General features: G+C 59.0%; 14 protein-coding genes. 8 read left to right on the forward strand and 6 right to left on the reverse strand.

Annotated features, from left to right (window positions below; all coding sequences use genetic code 11):
* Positions 1-239: 239 nt before the first annotated feature.
* From glf to AC6JAM_RS16025, 5 genes are all read left to right on the forward strand, one after another.
* Positions 240-1,427 (forward strand): UDP-galactopyranose mutase, encoded by a 1,188-nt coding sequence (glf, locus tag AC6JAM_RS16005; RefSeq protein ID WP_018768498.1) that lies wholly within the window; start codon positions 240-242, stop codon positions 1,425-1,427.
* Positions 1,424-3,448 (forward strand): glycosyltransferase, encoded by a 2,025-nt coding sequence (locus tag AC6JAM_RS16010; protein WP_134163806.1) that lies wholly within the window; start codon positions 1,424-1,426, stop codon positions 3,446-3,448. Before glf ends, AC6JAM_RS16010 begins: the two co-directional genes overlap by 4 nt.
* The gene (locus AC6JAM_RS16015; RefSeq protein ID WP_134163807.1) at positions 3,445-4,326 is read left to right on the forward strand and encodes an ABC transporter permease; all 882 of its coding nucleotides are present in this window, start codon (positions 3,445-3,447) and stop codon (positions 4,324-4,326) included. Before AC6JAM_RS16010 ends, AC6JAM_RS16015 begins: the two co-directional genes overlap by 4 nt.
* Positions 4,327-5,052, forward strand: a complete 726-nt coding sequence (locus tag AC6JAM_RS16020) for an ABC transporter ATP-binding protein (RefSeq protein ID WP_018768495.1) — start codon at positions 4,327-4,329, stop codon at positions 5,050-5,052.
* A 162-nt stretch (positions 5,053-5,214) separates the two neighbouring features.
* On the forward strand, positions 5,215-7,185 hold the full coding sequence (locus tag AC6JAM_RS16025) for a DUF6541 family protein (protein ID WP_497935972.1): 1,971 nt from the start codon (positions 5,215-5,217) through the stop codon (positions 7,183-7,185).
* A gap of 71 nt (positions 7,186-7,256) precedes the next feature.
* Here AC6JAM_RS16025 and AC6JAM_RS16030 read toward each other — a convergent pair whose 3' ends face one another.
* On the reverse strand, positions 7,257-8,474 hold the full coding sequence (locus AC6JAM_RS16030) for a lipopolysaccharide biosynthesis protein (protein ID WP_497935241.1): 1,218 nt from the start codon (positions 8,472-8,474) through the stop codon (positions 7,257-7,259).
* Positions 8,475-8,623: 149 nt separating this feature from the next.
* Here AC6JAM_RS16030 and AC6JAM_RS16035 point away from each other — a divergent pair, with 149 nt between their 5' ends.
* Positions 8,624-9,538: a glycosyltransferase family 2 protein gene (locus AC6JAM_RS16035; RefSeq protein WP_497935242.1), complete on the forward strand. Its 915-nt coding sequence runs from the start codon at positions 8,624-8,626 to the stop codon at positions 9,536-9,538.
* 83 nt (positions 9,539-9,621) lie between these two features.
* Here AC6JAM_RS16035 and AC6JAM_RS16040 read toward each other — a convergent pair whose 3' ends face one another.
* The 4 genes from AC6JAM_RS16040 to AC6JAM_RS16055 all read right to left on the reverse strand — a co-directional run bounded on the left by AC6JAM_RS16040 (position 9,622) and on the right by AC6JAM_RS16055 (position 14,401).
* Positions 9,622-10,599: a glycosyltransferase gene (locus AC6JAM_RS16040; RefSeq protein WP_018768491.1), complete on the reverse strand. Its 978-nt coding sequence runs from the start codon at positions 10,597-10,599 to the stop codon at positions 9,622-9,624.
* Between the two features lie 71 nt (positions 10,600-10,670).
* Positions 10,671-11,414, reverse strand: coding sequence for a glycosyltransferase (locus tag AC6JAM_RS16045; RefSeq protein ID WP_497935243.1), 744 nt, complete (start codon positions 11,412-11,414; stop codon positions 10,671-10,673).
* A complete protein-coding gene (locus AC6JAM_RS16050; protein ID WP_497935244.1) occupies positions 11,411-12,340 on the reverse strand; it encodes a glycosyltransferase in 930 nt (309 codons plus the stop codon). The genes AC6JAM_RS16045 and AC6JAM_RS16050 overlap by 4 nt, the downstream gene beginning before the upstream one ends.
* A 105-nt stretch (positions 12,341-12,445) precedes the next feature.
* The gene (locus tag AC6JAM_RS16055; RefSeq protein WP_056388066.1) at positions 12,446-14,401 is read right to left on the reverse strand and encodes a DUF7657 domain-containing protein; all 1,956 of its coding nucleotides are present in this window, start codon (positions 14,399-14,401) and stop codon (positions 12,446-12,448) included.
* A gap of 433 nt (positions 14,402-14,834) precedes the next feature.
* On the opposite strand from AC6JAM_RS16055, the gene AC6JAM_RS16060 reads away from it, so the two are divergent.
* Both AC6JAM_RS16060 and AC6JAM_RS16065 read left to right on the forward strand, forming a co-directional pair.
* The gene (locus tag AC6JAM_RS16060) at positions 14,835-15,305 is read left to right on the forward strand and encodes a GtrA family protein (protein WP_223992078.1); all 471 of its coding nucleotides are present in this window, start codon (positions 14,835-14,837) and stop codon (positions 15,303-15,305) included.
* A gap of 86 nt (positions 15,306-15,391) precedes the next feature.
* On the forward strand, positions 15,392-16,273 hold the full coding sequence (locus tag AC6JAM_RS16065) for a glycosyltransferase family 2 protein (protein WP_018768486.1): 882 nt from the start codon (positions 15,392-15,394) through the stop codon (positions 16,271-16,273).
* A gap of 55 nt (positions 16,274-16,328) precedes the next feature.
* Here AC6JAM_RS16065 and AC6JAM_RS16070 read toward each other — a convergent pair whose 3' ends face one another.
* Entirely contained in the window at positions 16,329-16,739 is a 411-nt protein-coding gene (locus AC6JAM_RS16070) for a DUF2304 domain-containing protein (protein ID WP_018768485.1), read from the reverse strand.
* Positions 16,740-16,745 lie beyond the last annotated feature (6 nt).

Below are 16,745 nucleotides of genomic sequence, written 5' to 3' on the forward strand. Positions count from 1 at the left end.
TAGTTGGTCCCTCGTGCATGGACCCACGCTAGCCACCGGGCTCAGTGCGGGGCATTGGCTTCTGCGCCTATGTGGATAAACCGCACTGGGATAACGGGGTCCTTCGCCTGCCCACCGGGACTCCGTGTGCCGGGTCACAGCGGGAATGCTGATTCGACGGGCCCTGCAGTCACTCGGGTAGGCTAGAGCAGCAGACACTGCGCACCATTGCGCTGCCCGCATTCGAACCAGGAGATTTTGTGACCGCTGACCTCGTCATCGTAGGGTCCGGCTTTTTTGGCCTGACAATCGCAGAACAGGCCGCCACTGAGCTCGGCCTGAAGGTCGTTGTCATCGACCGCCGCCACCACATCGGCGGAAACGCGTACAGCGAAAAGGAAGAGCAGACCGGGATCGAGATCCACCGGTACGGCGCCCACCTCTTCCATACCTCGAACGAGCGGGTGTGGGAGTACGTCAACCGGTTCACCACCTTCACTGACTATGTGCACAAGGTCTATGGCGTCCACAAGGGCGAGGTCTATTCGCTTCCCATCAACCTGGCCACCATCAACCAGTTCTTCCGGGCCAATCTCACCCCCGGCCAGGCCCGCGACCTCATCCAGGAACAGGCAGGGGAACTGGCGGGAACTGACCCCCAGAACCTGAACGACAAGGGCATCCAGCTGATCGGCCGCCCCTTGTACGAGGCCTTCATCAAGCACTACACCGGCAAGCAGTGGCAGACAGATCCCAAGGACCTGCCGGCCGGTATCATTTCGCGGCTGCCTGTGCGCTACAACTATGACAACCGGTACTTCAATGACAAGTACGAGGGCCTGCCGACCAACGGCTACACCGCCTGGATCGAAAAGATGGCAGAGCACCCCAACATCGAGGTGCGGCTCAATACCGACTTCTTCGACGAGTCCCACGAGTACAGCAAGAACAAGGTCGTGGGCAACATTCCTGTCGTCTACACCGGCCCGGTGGATCGGTACTTCGACTATGCCGAGGGCGACCTGTCCTGGCGCACCATCGACTTCGAGGAAGAAGTCCTTGAGATGGGCGACTTCCAGGGCACGTCGGTTGTGAACTACAACGACGCAGACGTCCCCTACACCCGCATCATCGAACCGCGCCACTTCCACCCGGAGCGCGACTACCAGACCGAAAAGACGGTCATCATGCGCGAATTCTCGCGCTTTGCCGAAAAGGGCGATGAGCCTTACTACCCGGTCAACACCTCCGCGGACAGGGAACGCCTCCTGAAGTACCGAGACCTCGCTGCGGCCGAAAAGGACGTATTGTTCGGCGGCAGGCTGGGCACCTACAAGTACCTCGACATGCACATGGCCATCGGCGCCGCTCTCAGCATGTTTGACAACAAGATCCGGCCGCACTTCGAAAGCGGCGTACAGCTTGAAAGCGGGGGAGTCGACGCATGAGCGTCCCTACCGACAACAAGACGAAGAACACCGTGAGGGCCGACGCTGTGAAGGACCGGGGAGCGTGGCAGACGCTTCAGCGTGTGATCCTGCCCAGTGCCAGCCAGATGGACACGGTGCCCCTCTATATGGACATGGGCACCGCGACGGGCATTCAGTTGCCCACCGCCGGCGACCGCGACGGTAAGACCGCGAAGCCCCGGACCATCAGCAGCCCCACCAAAGAAGCGCACGTTGAAGACTTCCTTTCGCGGCACTCAACGTCTGTCCGTTCCGGCGAACGGGTGTCTTTCGGCACCTACTTCAACGCTTTCCCCGCCAGCTACTGGCGTCGGTGGACGACAGTAGACAAGATTCGGCTCCAGGTCCGGACCCAGGGCGCGGGCTCGGTTATCGTCTACAAGTCAAACGCCCGCGGTTCCCTGCAGCGGGTGGACACCCGCCGGGTTGAAGGCAACGCGGAGAGCACGTTTGAACTTTCACTGGCGCCCTTCGGCGACGGCGGATGGTACTGGTTCGACCTGCTGGCCGGAACCGAGCCCTTGATCATGCTCGACGCGGAATGGCAGGGTCCGGCGGTCGAAACAACGCCGGGGTCCGTCACGCTCCAGATCACCACCCTGAACAAAACGGATTTCTGCCTCAACAACCTGCGGCTCCTTGCGGACAGCGAAGAAGCGCTGGCCCACGTGCAGGAAATCCTGATTGTTGACCAGGGCACACAGAAACTCTCCGACGCTGAGGGGTTCGACGACGTCAGGCGTTCCCTCAGGGGCAAGCTCCGCATCATCAACCAGTCCAACCTGGGCGGTTCGGGCGGGTTTGCGCGGGGCATGTTCGAGGCTGTCGAGAACGGCAGCGACTACGCCCTGTTGATGGACGATGACGTCGTTGTTGAGCCTGAGAGCATCATTCGCCTTCTGACGTTCGCGGACCGGTGCAAGACTCCGACCCTCGTCGGAGGGCACATGTTCGACCTCTACAACCGGACGGTCCTGCACACCTTCGGCGAAGTGGTAAACCCTTACCGGTTCCAGCCTTCGCTTCCCAGCGAGGACATGATCCTGGGCCACGACTTCCTGTCGTCCAACCTTCGCCAAACCCCGTGGCTGCATCGGCGTTGCGACGTCGATTACAACGGCTGGTGGATGTGCCTGATCCCCACCCAGGTGATCCGGGAGATCGGACTCTCACTCCCGCTGTTCATCAAGTGGGACGATTCCGAATATGGGCTGCGGGCCAAGGCGGCCGGATACCCCACGGTGTCGCTGCCGGGCTCAGCTGTTTGGCACGTGTCCTGGATTGACAAGGACGACCTCGTTGGCTGGCAGGCCTACTTCCACGCCCGCAACAGGGTGGTGGCCGCCCTCCTTCACAGCCCCTACGAGTTCGGCGGCAGGGTCATCAAGGAGTCGCAATACGCTGACGTCAAGCATCTGGTGTCCATGCAGTACGCCACGGCCCAGGGCCGGCAATGGGCCCTGGAGGATGTGTTGAAGGGGCCGGAATCACTGCCCGGGCTGCTGCCAGCCAAGCTGCCACAGATCCGCGAGATGATGGCCGCACATTCGGATGCAGTCTTCCGTCCTGATCCGGAAGACTTTCCGGCGCCTAAGATGGACAAACCGCCGCGGCGGGGCCACGGCCCGTCGCAGCCTGGCAAGCTGACCCTTCTTCCGTGGGCGGCCAAGACTGTCGTTCGGCAGTTGGCAAGCCCGGTCAAGGGCACCAGTGCAGAGCGTCCTCAGACAACGATTGCGCACCAGGACAACCGGTGGTGGCGCATGGCCCAGTACGACAGCGCTGTGGTGTCCAACGCTGAAGGCACCGGAGCCTCCTGGTACCGCCGGGATCCCAAGCAGTTGCGGAAGATGCTGGCAGAGAGCGCGCGGCTTCACTCTGCCCTGCTCAAGGAGTGGCCCGCGCTCAGCAGGAAATACAAAGCTGCCGTGTCGGACCTCACTTCTATGGAGTCCTGGAGGAAGACGTTCGAGCAGCATACCCAGAACGAGATCAAGTGAGTGAAGTCGCATCCGGGGAGTTGACCACGCCCGGACTGGGTGGTGGTCTCCGGGATATAAGGCAGTCAGGCTTCCTTCTTAAGCTGCTGGTACGGAAAGAGCTCAAGGTACGCTACCGAGGGTCTGTCCTGGGCCTGCTCTGGTCGTATGTGAAGCCTGGAGTGCAGTTCATCGTCTTCTACGTGGCTCTCGGGGTTTTTCTGGGCCTGGAACGAAGCGCACGGAACCCCGAAGGGTTGGCCAACTACGCCGTCTACCTGTTTTCGGGCATTGTGCTAATCAACTTCTTTTCCGAAGCACTGGGAAATGCAGCCAGGTCCATCGTCAACAACGGAAACCTCATCAAGAAGATCTATCTTCCGCGCGAACTCTTTCCTGTGGCGTCCGTTTGGGTTTCGGCTGTGCACTTCTTCCCGCAGCTGGTGGTGCTCGTCGTCGGGTGTCTCTTCGCCGGATGGCATCCCAACCTTTTTCAGCTGCTCGCGGCGGTGGCCGGCTTTGCTATCGTTGCCCTCCTTGCCACGGGCCTGGGTCTTCTGTTCGGCGCCGCCAACGTCTACTTCCGTGACTCCGAGAACCTGGTGGACATGCTCCTGATGGTCGCCACCTGGGCTTCCCCCGTGATGTATGCATGGTCCATGGTTCAGGAGAAGCTGGGGTCGGAATGGTTTGCCGTCTACCAGGCGAATCCGATCACGATCGGCGTGGAGCTCTTTCATTACGCGTTCTGGTTCCCGACGACTGACGGTTCCGTCGCCATGCCCCCCAATCTTTTTAGTCTTTGGCTGGTGGTTGGGATCGGCGTTGCCTTGGCGATCCTCGTCCTGGGCCAATTCACTTTCCGGCGCCTCGAGGGCCGTTTCGCGCAGGAGCTCTAAGTGGTCAACGCAATTGAAGTCTCTGACATCAGCAAGCAATTCGTCCTCCGCCATACGCGATCCATCAAGGAAGCCGTCGTTTGGCTCGTCAAGGGGCGCAAAGGGGATCTTTCGGAGAAGTTCCACGCGCTAAAGAACGTTTCTCTCAACGTCGAGGCGGGGGAAACAGTGGCGCTGCTGGGCCTGAACGGTTCCGGCAAGTCCACTCTGCTCAAGCATATTTCCGGGGTCATGCTTCCTGATTCAGGAACAGTAAAAACAAGGGGCAGGGTGGCGGGACTGATCGAAGTCGGCGCGGGCTTCCACCCGGACCTCTCCGGACGCGACAACGTGTTCCTTAACGGCGCCATCCTGGGAATGACCGAGCAGCAGATCAAGGACCGGTTCGACGACATTGTCGAGTTTTCCGAGATTGGCCAGTTCATAGATACCGAGGTCAAGTTCTACTCGTCCGGAATGTACCTGCGGCTCGCCTTTTCCGTTGCTGTGCACACAGACCCTGAGGTTTTCCTGATCGATGAGATCCTCGCAGTAGGAGATGAGCCTTTCCAACGGAAGTGCATCGACAAGATCCAGGAATTGGCGCAGGACGGCAAGACCTTGGTCGTGGTGAGCCATGACTTGGATCTTGTGTCGAGGATCTGCAAACGGGGTGTTCTCCTCAAACACGGAGAAATGATTTACGACGGGCCGATACATGAGGCTGTCGGCCTGTTGCGCAATTGACCTAATTTAACCTTTCGTCGCGGGCCTTACCAGGCCGTCCGTGACGTTTTCACACAGGCAGCCGCGGCAGGCAGAACATACCCGCGCTCCAGTAGCCGTACGGAGGACTTCTTGTCTTGGTTTGACGCAGTACCACAGTTTGTCCTCGCGGTGGCCCTGCTGATGATCCCCGGATTCACCGTCGGCATGGCCGCGCGACTGGGTGCCACCCGGGCCGCCGCCGCTGCTCCCTCTTTGAGCGTCTCAATAATTGCTGTGGCTGCAATCCTGGCACCCTTCGCTGGAATTGCCTGGTCGCTCCTGCCGGTCGTCGCCGTAACCATTGGGGTGGCCGCCGTAGCTCTTGCGGTGTCCCTCCTGCTCAGGAAGCGGGCCGGAGCGGTTGATGAAGGGTTGAAGGACAATCCGGGCCACTGGATCCTTGCCTCTTTGGCGGCATTGGCCATCGCAGCCATCCTGATTGGTCGTCGGCTGTTGAACGCCGCCGGTTCCCCGGAGTCGTTTTCCCAAACCTTCGACAATGTGTTCCACCTGAACGCTGTGCGGTACATTCTCGACACCGGCTCCGGCTCGTCCCTCACGCTTAATGCGATGACGGGGGCCGGTTCCTATCCCGCCGCCTGGCACGACCTGGTCTCCCTGCTCGTCGGCATTGGGGGAGGGGACATCACGGCATCCGTAAACGTCATGAATATTGTCGTGGCCTCCTTCGTCTGGCCGCTTGGGTGCATTTATCTCGCACAGGCCATTTGGGGGCGCCGTCCGGCCGTCAGCATCACTGCAGGCATTGCATCTGCTGCATTCGGCGCTTTTCCAATTTCCCTCTTGGACTTCGGTGTCCTGTACCCGAATTTTCTTGCGCTTGCCCTCCTGCCTATGGTGATTGCCTTGGGACTGGACGCACTTGGCCTGTCTGCCGTATCCAGCCGATCCAGGCTCCTGAGCCTGTTCCTGCTGCTTGCGGCTCTTCCGGGTATGGCACTTGCCCACCCAAGCGCCGCCATGGCGTGGCTGGCACTGATGTTGCCCCCGGCCCTCTACGTGTACACCCGCATTTTCACGACTACGGTTGCAACCCGGCGGGGCAAGGAACGAATCATCGTTTCAACGGCCCTGGCACTCGGCTTCGTTGTCGCCGTCGTACTGCTCCGAGTCTTGTGGGACGCGGTGCGTCCTCCAGCCGAGGCTGCCTTCTGGCCACCGGTAGAGTCGACGGGGCAGGCAATTGGAGAGGTGATCTCCAGCTCAGCAATTGGCCGTCCAGTTGCGTGGGGCATCATGCTCCTGACGCTGATCGGCATTTACTTGACTTTCCGGTCCGGGCGGCAGCTGTGGCTGCTGGGAACCTATGCGGTGGCTGCTTTTCTCTTCGTTGTGGTCAGCTCCTTTCCGGCTGACGACTTCCGGCTTTTCCTCACTGGCATCTGGTATAACGACCCTCCCCGGCTGGCGGCTCTCCTGCCCGTGGTGACGATTCCGCTTGCGTGCAGGGGTGCCGTCGCGGTGTGGAATCAGCTGTCCATCCTCGTGGCAAAGGGCGCCGGCCTGATAAGGGGCCGTTCTGTCCGGCCCACCGCGCCTGTGACGGGCGGGAAGACTTGGCGGCCGGAGATGTTGGGCGCCGTGGCGGCTACCGTCATGGTTTTGGCTTTGATTGTGGCGACTCAACGCGGCAATGTCAGCCAAGCCGAAGCGTCAATGGCAGGGTCTTACCGGTTGTCCGAGAACTCACCGCTGATCTCCAGCGACGAGATGGCGCTCATCAAGCGCTTGCCAGGCGAAGTGCCCCAGGACGCCCTTATGGTGGGCAATCCATGGAACGGAAGTTCCCTCGCGTACGCCTTTGCCGACCGGAAGCTCGTCCAACTCCACATCCTCAGCGCCGTTCCCCAAGGTGCAACTCCTTTGCTTAACGGTCCTGCTCCGGCCAAGGACGATCCCGCCGTATGCCCGACAGTTGAAAGCCTGAAGATCGAATACATCCTCGACTTCGGGCACCGGGAAGTCCATGGAAGGGACAGTGGCTATAAAGGACTGGACGCCCTCATAGCTGCAGGCATGGCCACACTCGAAGACTCCCAGGGTGAGGCGAAGCTCTACAAACTCGACCTGTGCCCTTCCCCTCCTGCGTAGAGGCTAAACCCGGCCTCTTAATTCAGCCCCGGAACGGTTGGTATCCGCTTTGCGGGAACTATGACCCCTGCTTAGCCCCGCATGTGTCGACGGAGTACCACAAGCTGGTAAGCCGCAACAAGGGCTTCGGATATGGCGACGGCCCAGGCCACCCCCACCACACCAAGGCTGATTGCTCCCGCTACGATCATCGGGGCACCTGCCAGGGCGCCGATGAGTGTCGATCTCGCTAGGTCCCGTGCCCGTCCAACTGCTACAAGGCAAGCCAGTCCCAGCACCTGTGATAGCGCCACCGCTGCAAAAGCCACTCCGATCGGTACGCTGAGGCTTGTGCCGAATGGGATGGGATCTTTGACAAGAACTTGAGCCGCAAACGGGCCAAGGATCGCCAGGGCCAGACCGCCTGCCACCCCAATCAAGGGCGCGGCCTGGGCTGCACGCCGGATTCTATGCTTCTGGTCCCGTACGCCACCTTCCGGTATCCAACCCTGAATAAATTGGAGAACGGGCGAGAAAGCTACGGCGCCGTATCGGAACAGCCGGTCCGCGAAGGCGTACACGTCCAAATGGGACGGAATCAGGATTGTGACGGCAAGAATCGGCAAATTCACGTAGAGGCTCCCAGTCGCCGCAGTGATGACGCCGTGCCGTTGCAACTGCATGCGCGACCAGGACCCACGGATGGAGAAGTCGAAGCTCAGGGTCGACTTAGCCGAGCCCAGCACCACGACTGCGCTGATCGCTACGGCAAACAGGCTGAACAGCAGTTGCGTCAGCACCATGAGAGTCAAATCTCTCGTGTTCGTAAGAACGAAAAGTCCAGCAACCGTACCGGCCAACTGCGGCAGCGCGTCAGCCAGAAAGAGGCGTGTTGGCTTTGCCTCGCCGATAAAGTACCAAGAGGCCCCAAGGAAGGGGAGAAGATACGTCAGGGAGGCCAGGAAGACAAAGGCGGCATGGGCCGGCTGCAAAGCAATCATGACACAGCCCATGATTGGTGCCGTCAACAAGTAGAGATAGCAGCGCGTTACGAGTGAGTCCGCGAAAAGTTGCGGACGTTCGGCCGCTGGCAGCGACGCGACCATCGACGGTCCGACGGTTCCCCATCCAAAGGCGACCAGTACACCGAACAGGGTGGCCAGCGATTGCACCAGCGCAAGGATGGCCCACAGCCCGGACCCGACAACGTCGGTGATGACAGGAATAGCTATTAGTCCGACGACGGTGCCGAGGCCAACGGTCAGGGCAAACTTCGCCAACCTGGCCAGCGCTGCGGCAATTGCTTTCATGCGGTTCTGTTCCTTCGACGTGCCTTTGTAAGCGTTGAGCGCCAAAGTATCCAGCTTAGAGTAGCCGGCGCCCCTCGCCGGACAAGGGGATTGTGCCCCAGGTCGACTACGATGTACCGGGAAGTTGATCTAAAAAGTCAGGAAATTTCATGTCCGTAGCTGCTGTCGTCGTCTCTTACAACCGTCTTGACTACCTGAAGAAGTGCCTGGCGGCTCTGGAACAGCAGACGAGGCCGCTCGATGAAATCATCGTCATTGAGAACGGATCCACCGACGGAAGCGCAGAGTACATACGCGACTCACACCCGACTGTCACGATGTTTGAGACAGGTGCCAATCTCGGTGGAGCCGGGGGCTTCGCCTGGGGAGTGGAGATTGCTCTTGCCCACGGCCATGATGCAGCGTGGCTCATGGACGACGACGCTGAACCCGAATTGGACGCACTGGCGCCGTTGATGGAAAAGTTCGAGTCCATGGCGCCCCGTCCCGCGTTCCTTGCGTCACTCGTGACGGCGGGCCGGGGGGAGTTCAATCCCAGGAATCCCCCCGTAGTGAGCCGGGACGCTCAAAAGCAGGTACGGGCCAGCGAACTGGGCGGTATCGCCATTGATGCCGCGACCTTCGTGGGCGTGCTGATCAACCTTCAGGTTGCCGCCGCCACGCATCTGCCGTTCAAGGACTTCTTTATCTGGATTGATGACTCCGAATACACCCATCGACTGTCCAAGATGGGCTTCGCGATGACCGTCAAGGAGAGCCAAGTCAACCACCCGGTTGCCAAGGGCATTGGAGAGGACATGGGATCACGGCTGTTCTTCCATGTCAGAAACAGCCTTTGGTACATCCGGGAACGGGGATTCCCGCTGGGTACCAATGTGTTCGATGTTCTGTTGTTGATCCAGCATTCTCTGCACCAGGGACTGGCCGCCCGGAGTAAGAAGGACTGGTTTGTGGCGGTTGCCAAGGGTTATGGGCAGGGTTTCTTCACCAAACCCACCCGTCAGATGCCCGGTGAACTGCTGGCCACCCTTACCACCGAGGCCCGGGAACGCATCAACTGCTGACGGTCCCGGTCACGTGCTGCGGCAGCACCGGACGCTCAAGGGGGCCTTGGAACCGAAGCACCGCGAGGGCGCCGGCGAACAGGTCAGTTGGTTATGTTCCGGCTGCTGATGGGTTTCACGAAGACCCCCAGCAAGATTTCCAGCACCCGCATCAAGGGAACATTTTTGCGTCGCCAACCCAATGCCAAAAGCTGGATCAGGCGTAGTGCCTTGGGCGCGGCATAAATTTCCAATGCACCCCGAAGGTCCGCAGGGATTGAACGTCCGTCGCTCTGAAGCCGCTGCAGGAGCGTCCGTGCCATCAGCGTCCGCCAGCCCAGCCCTGTCTTATAGATGAGTCGGCAGATACTTATAGGCGAAGCGTTGCCTTCGTAGCGGCGCACGAACCGGAACGTGTTACGTATCGAGCCCGTAAGACTCTGCCGGGATTCTCCCACAACGTTGCCGCCGTGCTGGATGTAGTCCTGGAGGACCAGGTCCTTCACGCGTGCGCCGTCTCCGGCCATAGCGCAGAGAGCGATCCAATGGTCGTGATACTGGGAAGGGGCGGCCAGCGACGGGAAGGGCAAAGCCAACTCAAGGACTTCACGGCGAAACACACAGAGTGCGCCTGTAACCTGGTTGTTGGCGACAAGATCAGCCGGCCCTACATTCTTCCGATCGGTCTGCGTACCCTTGGCTGGGTCCAGGTCTGTTGTTGACATCTCTGGTGATACGACGCGGGCTTGACACGTCACAAGCGCTGACTCCTCGAGGTAGGGGAGCAGCGTGGTGAGCTTTTCCGGATACCAGTAGTCATCCTGGTCGCTGAGGGCTACCCAGCGTGCCTCCGCAGGAACCGCATTGAGCGCACGCTCAAAATTGTGATGGAACCCAAGCCTGTCGTCGTATCCAAGCACCTTGAAACGCCTGTCGCCTCCGCAGGTCCGGCTGACAATGTCCTGGACGCGCTCAAAATTGCCATCAGCCGATATGAGGCATACAAAGGCGGTGTGAGTCTGGGCTTGAATGGACAAGAGCTGCCGAGCGAACATGGTTTCGTCGGGCTCGTAGGCGGCCATAGCTACAGCGCCAAATGCTTCAGAATAGTTACCCGCCTGAGCCGGCGAAGTTGGAGGCGAAGGAGCGGGGCTCATGTTGTCTGGGACTTCCGACGAAGGGCAACGAGGAACGCCCGGAGCAACATAATCCTGGCTCGGACGATTTTGGAGATGGGACGTCGCGATTTGGGTGTCGTGTTTTGTTCATGCAGGCGGCGTGCAACAGTGGCCGATTCCACATGTTCCATTTCACGATTAATGTTCGCCACGATCGCTATCCACTGGTCGTGGGTTTCCGTAAGAAACGTTGGAAAGGGAAGAATCAGACGCTTGGCATCTGCGCGGAAGGCCATGGTACAGCCATAGTAGGGTCGGATGCCGATCCACGTGGTAACCAGGTTCGATAGCCAACGCCCACTGTCGGCCTTCTTCAACTGCACTTTCTGCAGCTTGTTGGCGGGGCCGCCAAACACCGTGAAGTTGCTTGCCGCAAAGGCCTTGGTCTGCAGTGAATCCACCAGCTTTTCCACGCGCCCCGGCAACCAGATGTCGTCCTGGTCCGAGAGCATGATGTAGGCACCTTTGCTCGCGGCGATTGCCTTCTCGAAGCTGGAAACATACCCCATGTTTTCCTGGTTGGGAAGGAGGATGATACGGGAGTCATTGATGCTGCGGACGACGTCGATCGTCCCATCTTTGGAGGCATCGTCCACGACGATGAGTTCGTCCTCGGGCGACAGTTGGTCGAGAATGGACGATATCTGCTCCGCCAGGTAATCCTGTCCGTTATATGTTGCCATGCAGACAGATACCCTTTTTACCGCTTCCGCATTCATGAGCTGATCCGTTGCTGAAATGAGGGGTCAATCTTTCCGAGCCGTCCAAGCCAGCCGTCGAGGCAGCCGCGGGCCAAAGCACGGAGTTGCCCCTTGCGGTTTGCCCCATACAGCAGTCGAAAGATGTCGCTTTCCAATTGGAATCTGAGCCGTCGCAGGAGCCAGCCTGGGAATCGCGCACCGTATTGGCGCCAAAGGTAAATGCTGTTTCTGGTTATGTAGTACACCCGGAACGGCGCGTGCGAGTGGACGTGCCGTTTGGTGCCCAGAACGGACACATGCCATCCGAAAAGCATCATCGGCTGTGCATGCCCCAGGGCATGGGTCATATTGCAGCCCTTTCCTATCAGGGTGGCGAGGCCATGGGACCGGACGCGCAGATTGAATTCAGAGTCCACGCAATCGATGAAGAGTCTTTCATCCATCATTCCCACGGCTTTGAGGGTTGAGACAGGTATCAGAGCTCCAGATTGGAGGGGATCGAAGGCCTCAGGAAAGTGAGCTTTTTTGGTGAGAAGGGGAACGTTTAGGCCATTGTGCGACTGGGCGCTGACAAGTCCGGGATCTATTCCCTCGGCCTTCGCCGCCGTGAAGGTGTTGAGCGCAGCTTCAATGTAGCCGGGATCAAGCGCGGAGTCCTGGTCCAGGGTCAACACGAAGTCGGGGGACCACTTTTGAAGCGCCAGATCGATGCCGGTGTTCAGGGCGGCAGCAATTCCTGAATTTTCCGGCATCCGGAGCACAGTGCAGCCGATCTCTTCAAGCTCCTGCAGGACGGTGCTGGAATGGCTGATATCCGAGCCATCATCGACAACCACGGTGTGTGCCACCTGCTTGTTGAGTTCCAGGACTCTCTCGGACAGGTCCTCCGGCGGGTGGAATGCGGAAATAATGGCCACCACTCTGGCGTCATTCTGGCGCGTCACGTCTCACTGTTCCTTTTCGCTTATCCGAATTGACCGGCCCCAACTGAGGGAGCCGTCAGGCAGCAGGATCCAGTGTATCGTCGCCCGGAGGGAACAAGGCGTCAGTCATGAGACGCGGTAGACTAGCGTCTTTTGTCCAGACCAGGTCAGTTCTTTCTCCAGGGTCAAGCAAGAAGCGGAAAGTTCTCCGGATGCCGTGATGTGGGTAAGGCTTGGAAACGCCCCTTTCAGATCACAGGGGTCAATGTGGAGGATTGTCCTGTCTCCACCGTTGTTTGAGAAGGTCTTTGGCAGCCCAGGTGTCCAGGCGAATTGAATGAAGCCGCCGCCCCTGTTCCAGTCGTTGGCATATCGATGTTCGGGATCAAGAATGCTCCACTTACTTTGGTCGGGGCCGGAGCGCTGAACTCCCGTGAGTGAGGGCACGCCATTAGCAAGCAAGAGGGTGTCAACAGCCGACCTGTCGGTGGCCCAGAGAGTTCCTGCTTCGCGGCTTTCGCTCCCCTCGGAATATAAGTAGGTCGCTGCTGGTGACGCTCTGAGGTCGCCCAAGCCGAAAAGTAGAGGATTAGCGCCATAAACTGGAATCGCGGCAACGACAGCAGCAAGTCCGACGGGATAAATGGACTTGGGAAAGCGTGTGACAAAGAAGACGACTGCTGCAACGCCGGCAGCCGCGAGAAGCGCCTCCTTCCTTGACATGCCCGGCAGATAAGTGAGCTGAAGCTGGGAACCCGCATAGGCGGTTACCAGTCCTGTTGTGAGCCCTGCAGCAATGGGCAAGCGCCACCGGGGGCTGTCCTTGAGACGGGACAACAGCACGGCAACCAACAATGTGCCGATAATTCCGCAGACTTGGGCCGCCCTGGCAGGCTGGACATAGTTGAGCAGAGGGATTTGAGCCCCCACAGGGCCAAAATTAAAGGTGCACCACAGAAGCCACACAGCACCAAAGAAGGAAAGTATCAGGGGTACGACATTATCCCTCCATCTGCCGATTCCAGAGACGCCCAGCCATACCAGCACAGCCCAAAGGAAGGTTATGGTAAACGCGGTAGACATCTCGCTCTGGTTGCTGCCGACAGGGATTGCATCTTTGAGCTCCCCCAGGGATGGTGCACCAAAAAGGAACCCAAATGGCTGAGCTTCGCCAGTTGACCGTCGCGAACCTGGATATACCGTGTTCAGCAGGGCATTGATGCCCTCCCTGTTTTCCAGCAGCGTGCCTATCCCGAATATCAACGCTACGCCGGCTGTGAAGCCGAGGGCCTTGATCTTCGGCACCCAACTCTCCTTCCGGGAAAGGATCCAAAGGGACGTTGCAGCCACCACGGGAAGACCCAGAACCAAAGACCACGGAATGTAGAAGCTGGGGATGCCGGCGAGGAGAATTCCACCAGCAACGGACTGAGCGAGCGGGATGGGCAGGCGCCGCGATTTGAAGCCGCCATATGCGGAGAGCAGGAGACTCGACCCCGCGATCGTGTACGCGATTAGCTGGATCGGCATCATCGTCCACCAGGATGCGGCGGGGGAGAGCGCTATAAGGAAAGCAGCCAGCCATCCCATGTGCCGGGATGCCCCAATCTGCTGAAACCATTTGGGAAGGAAAAGGAAGAGCAGGAAGGCCGGGAGCCACCAGTGGGCTGCGAAAACCATCTCGTCGGGCAGAACCGCCGCGGACCGGAGCATGGTGGAATCAAAGTAGACGAACGTTTCGAAGAACCCGCCGGAAGGATACCTGTGAACGACATCAGCCGGCGCGGCAAGATAGCTGGTAGTCGGGGCTGCCCCCGTCGCCATGATGGAGATCGCAATCGGGGAGAATGCGTTGTACTCGTCAGAGCGAATAGCGGAGCTCGACCCCAGTTGGTTTCCTTCCGGGTGGGAAGGATCTTGTCGGAGTTCTGCCACTCCAATTGAAGAGGTCGTGGCTCCAGTGATCACCAGGAACGCATACACAGCGATGACGGCCATTCGCGCCATTCGGTCGGAAGCTGACACCCAACGCCAGGCATGCAAGCTGATGCTTTGAAGTCTGGACGACATCTGGGGTGACATTCTGCTCTTCCTTCTTGCCTAACGACTGCTGTTACCTTTGCCATAACCCGGGCACGACGCTGCACAGACAATTTCGACCGACTTGCATGGGATCCCTGCCGCCCATAGATCGCGGCTGGCGCCCAGACCAAGGGGACCAAAGGTGAAATCACCGGCTATGGCTCGATGCCGCAGAATGATGTGTTGTTGCTCCCCAAATTTCTGAAGCGCCGAATTAACCCCCGCGCCCCCGGCGAGGGCGCCACGTATGCAACGGCAACGCAAGTATAACGTCATGGAACCGGTCGAAGCCGTCGGCGCGAATGCGGCCTCGACCTCTTTGCCGGTAGCACCCCATGGACAGCCACCCGGTATGATGGCTTGAGCCCGACTGCAACCTGCGGGGGTATACGGAACTGGGAGTGGCTTGCAGACAACAGACAGTGCGCGATCAGTGAAGCATCGAGCACAGAAACTCGCTTCCCGGATCTCAGGGATCGTTGAGCGCAGTCACCTGATCAAGTTCCTGCTCGTTGGAGGCGCTTCCTTTGCAGTAGATCTTGCTCTACTGGCCCTCATGCATGAAGTCTTCGGAGTGGACCTCTGGATTGCCACGCCCATCGCTTTTGTCGCCAGCTTGGTGTTCAACTTCGCCCTCCAGCGCTCCTTTACGTTCCGTGCCAGAAACCGGAGCCATGTGAGCCTGCTTAAGTATCTGGCCCTGGTGGTTTTCAACATCGTGGCAATAGATGTCATCGTGAACGGCTTCGACGCCTGGGGAATTTCCTACGGAATAGGCAAAGCGTTCGCGACTGTACTGACCACATCTTGGAACTTTTGGCTCTATAAGGTATGGATTTTCAGGCATGAGCCCGGAAAAGTTCCTGCTCGTGCAGGAACTGTGACCGCTGAAGGCACGGACTAGCACTCCTCAAACGACCATCTGGCTCACGTTCGGACTAACCGCTGGCGGGCATCCGCTGGAAGACAAGAAAAGGATCTACCTGGCACATGGCCATTGATGTATTGCTTCCCTACTATGGGGACGTCGACCTGATGAAACTCGCTGCCCAGAGCGTCATGAGCCAGCAGTTCGAAGACTGGCGGCTCATCGTGGTGGATGATGGGTTTCCAAGCCCCGAACCTCAGCGCTGGTTCGAATCCATCTCCGACCCTCGGGTGAGCTACCAAAAGAACGAAAAGAACCTGGGTGCCAACGGAAACTACCGCAAGGCCCTGGACCTGGCTGAAGCCCCCATCGTCGTCGTCATGGGCGCTGATGACATCATGCTGCCGAACTATCTGGCAGTAGTATCAAAGGCTTTCGAAGCCTACCCACAAGCCAGCGTGGTGCAGCCAGGGGTCCAGGTGATCGATGAGAAGGGCCGAGTCGCGTCGCCTCTGGTCGACATCGTCAAGAAGGTCTATGCCCCGAGCGTCAAGGAACCGGTCCTCCTGCAGGGCGAAAGAATGGCAACCAGCCTTATGCGGGCAGACTGGGCTTACTTCCCGTCCCTTGCTTGGCGCACGGACGTGATTCGCCGCATCGGTTTCACCGAGGGGCTGCACGTCGTCCAGGACCTCGCACTATTGCTGGATATTGCTGCTGAAAACGGATCTATGGTGGTTGATCCAACCTTGGCATTCCTTTACCGCCGTCATTCAGCCTCAGACTCGTCAGTTAAGGCTCTGGATGGGAGGCGCTTCGATGAGGAGCGGGCCTTCTTCGAGGGCCAGGCGCGCCGATTCCGCGAACTCGGCTGGCAGAGGACAGCTCGCGCGGCTGCTTTCCATACGACGTCGCGTCTGAACGCCGCTACCCTGGTCGCGCGTTCCCTGGCGATTGGAAAGACCGATTCCCTGCCCCGGCTGTTGAAACACGTTATCTCTTAGGAGACTTAAATAATTCAGGTGGCTGCAGGCATTGACCGGCAGCCACCTGAATAGTTTAAGCAGTGGTTTCGGGTGGCCTTCCCGCGCTTGGCACCTCGTTGTCCGGTACAGATTGATCGCGTGTTTGGCCTTTTTCCAGTTCCTGTACTTTGAGCCGCAGAATTCCTACTTCTTCGGCCAGGACACGGATTTCGTCCTCAGCCTGGGACTGCTCGAAAGACAGATGAAGGCAGACCAGGACGAGCAAAAGCAATGCCATCGCGAAAAGAAGGTTTGAAGGCACTTGAACGCCGAGCACGCCGCTGGCCCAGAAAAGCAGCTGTGGGAACGCAACAAGGACCAGCATTCCAACACCGATGATGATCCAGAGGACTGCGTACTTTTCCCTCAAATGACGCCGGCGGAGCATCTCGAAGATAATGAGCAGAATGACCAGCACAAAGATGAAGCCAACAAGCGTGGCCATGTGAAC

The sequence above is a fragment of the Arthrobacter sp. GmRoot5-12 genome (assembly GCF_059739365.1).

What these genes read in the sequence shown, in the direction of transcription:
- AC6JAM_RS16055 (WP_056388066.1), bottom strand. Translation starts at nt 14,401, where the DNA reads ATGTCACCCCAGATGTCGTCCAGACTTCAAAGCATCAGCTTGCATGCC.
- AC6JAM_RS16030 (WP_497935241.1), bottom strand. Translation starts at nt 8,474, where the DNA reads ATGAAAGCAATTGCCGCAGCGCTGGCCAGGTTGGCGAAGTTTGCCCTG.
- AC6JAM_RS16040 (WP_018768491.1), bottom strand. Translation starts at nt 10,599, where the DNA reads ATGGCCGCCTACGAGCCCGACGAAACCATGTTCGCTCGGCAGCTCTTG.
- AC6JAM_RS16025 (WP_497935972.1), top strand. Translation starts at nt 5,215, where the DNA reads ATGATCCCCGGATTCACCGTCGGCATGGCCGCGCGACTGGGTGCCACC.
- AC6JAM_RS16035 (WP_497935242.1), top strand. Translation starts at nt 8,624, where the DNA reads ATGTCCGTAGCTGCTGTCGTCGTCTCTTACAACCGTCTTGACTACCTG.
- AC6JAM_RS16045 (WP_497935243.1), bottom strand. Translation starts at nt 11,414, where the DNA reads ATGAATGCGGAAGCGGTAAAAAGGGTATCTGTCTGCATGGCAACATAT.
- AC6JAM_RS16065 (WP_018768486.1), top strand. Translation starts at nt 15,392, where the DNA reads ATGGCCATTGATGTATTGCTTCCCTACTATGGGGACGTCGACCTGATG.
- AC6JAM_RS16070 (WP_018768485.1), bottom strand. Translation starts at nt 16,739, where the DNA reads ATGGCCACGCTTGTTGGCTTCATCTTTGTGCTGGTCATTCTGCTCATT.
- AC6JAM_RS16010 (WP_134163806.1), top strand. Translation starts at nt 1,424, where the DNA reads ATGAGCGTCCCTACCGACAACAAGACGAAGAACACCGTGAGGGCCGAC.